This window comes from Pseudoalteromonas sp. H71, from assembly GCF_001468485.1.
GTDB lineage: Bacteria > Pseudomonadota > Gammaproteobacteria > Enterobacterales > Alteromonadaceae > Pseudoalteromonas.
The window spans coordinates 25,606-27,358 of sequence record NZ_LODI01000029.1 but is presented as its reverse complement, the minus strand read 5'-3'; the positions used below and the strand labels follow the sequence as shown (position 1 = coordinate 27,358).

Sequence of the window (1,753 nt, the reverse complement as noted above, 5' to 3'; positions counted from 1 at the left end):
CGAGGCGCTTCGCGCTACACAGAGTTAAAAAATATTGATTAGTCACTACTCCTGTTCTTCTCCTTTACTTCTCGGTGGTAAAACAGTCACTTTAATAACATAGTAAAACGTTGCTATTAATCGAAAGCAAAGTACGTCTACAGGTTATATTTAGCCACGGCATTGTAAATACGGGGCTTTTTTACTATCTCTAAAAGCGCAGCGTCTCTTAGCCTCTTTGTGAAATTGGGCTTTAAAGCAGTATGCAAAAAAAGAACCAAATGAGGAGTAAATGAGAAGAAAAAAGCCAATTAGGTTAACTTATTTACCACAGAGCGCACCGAGGCATTTCGCTCTACACTGAGAAAACAGGAGTAACAATTAATCATGGCTCCTTGCATTTTCTTTACTACTTGGTGGTGAAGCAATCATTTTTATACCCTCATTAAAAATTATGTGTTTAATAAAATTATTTTAAAAGCTGGGTTAAACTCAAGCTAAACTACGCAATGAAAGCCAAGGTTATTCATTTAATTGCTACCCGAAAACGTTAAAATTTGCTATGTTGCAATACAATACACGCTTAGTGTTTTTATTAGGAAAGTTATGAAATCGTTATCTATTTTTTTTGCTTTATTTACCCTAACGCTAGCTTTAAATAGTTATGCCACAGAGCCCACTAACGAACAGCAAAAAGCTGACGAAAAAGTAAACACACTTGAATATAAAGCCCCTGAGCTTAAAAAACCTGTTATTGACCCAGCAAAACCAGACGACACTAAAGTGTTAGGCGATGAAACACCAAAGCCCGTTGTTAAACCAAAAAATAAAATAGAAAAAGCTGCAGCCGTAGCCGAGGCAGAAAAAGCCGTAGCGCAAGCAAAAGAAGCCTTAACCGCTAAGCAGCAAGCTAAAGCTAAACAATCTCGCGAATCACTAGCCGTGGTTGAACAACTTATAAAAGCATACAACGCACGAAATATTGAAGAGTTCATTCGTGTTTACGATGAAGATGTAGAGTTTTATATTTTTCCCAATGAGCTATTATTTAAAGGAAAAGAAAAACTAATAGCACGTTATGGGTTAATGTTTAAAAAGCTAAAGTGTATTCACTCATCGCCTATTAAACGTATAGTCCATGGCGATATAGTAATAGATCATGAGCTATCAGAAACCTGTTCAACAGACGAAAACGTAATAGATAAACGCTCAGAGCTTGTATCGAGCTACCAAATTAAAAACGGAAAAATAATCCGCGTATTATTTTTTCGTTAAGGATTATTATGCAAATTACTGACGACAAAAAACTTCGCTTAATGTACCGAGTTGAACCTGGTTGTTTAGGCCCTGAAGGCGCAGAATATATTGAAGATTTTTGTCGTTATGCCAATAAGCATATTAAGTCACCGTACTACGCACAATTTGTCTTTTTACCGCGTTATGATAAACAAAAAGACGAACGCCAATACAGCGTAAACAGCCGTAACCTTTCACAATTACAGGTTAAAAAGTATTTTAGCTATTTTGAAATTGATATGGATGGCTTTGAAGAGCAACTCGACGAGTTACTCACCAAAGCAATCGACTTGTACTTTAAGCGTTAACACCTAAAACTTCGAACAAAAGTAAAGCGGCTAAGGTATACTGAGTACGTATGCTTTATACCAAAGCCTGCTCACGTAACCCTTTATCAAATCACTTAGCCTCTACTTCTAAAAGCGCGGCATATCTTAGCCTTGTTTTGTAGACGTAGAGCTTGCTCACGTTAGAAGCG

The 1,753-nt window shown here is 36.9% G+C and carries 2 protein-coding genes; both read left to right on the top strand.

All coding sequences use genetic code 11. From position 1 onward, the window contains the following. Positions 1–585: 585 nt before the first annotated feature. A complete protein-coding gene (locus ATS71_RS13080) occupies positions 586–1,254 on the top strand; it encodes a nuclear transport factor 2 family protein (RefSeq protein ID WP_058405220.1) in 669 nt (222 codons plus the stop codon). An 8-nt stretch (positions 1,255–1,262) separates the two neighbouring features. Beyond that, positions 1,263–1,583 carry a hypothetical protein gene (locus ATS71_RS13075; protein WP_058405219.1) on the top strand — a complete coding sequence of 107 codons (321 nt, stop codon included), beginning with the start codon at positions 1,263–1,265 and terminating at the stop codon, positions 1,581–1,583. Positions 1,584–1,753: the final 170 nt, after the last annotated feature.

Excerpts from the sequence above, each read along its gene's own strand:
- ATS71_RS13080 (WP_058405220.1), top strand. The coding sequence starts at position 586 with ATGAAATCGTTATCTATTTTTTTTGCTTTATTTACCCTAACGCTAGCT.
- ATS71_RS13075 (WP_058405219.1), top strand. The coding sequence starts at position 1,263 with ATGCAAATTACTGACGACAAAAAACTTCGCTTAATGTACCGAGTTGAA.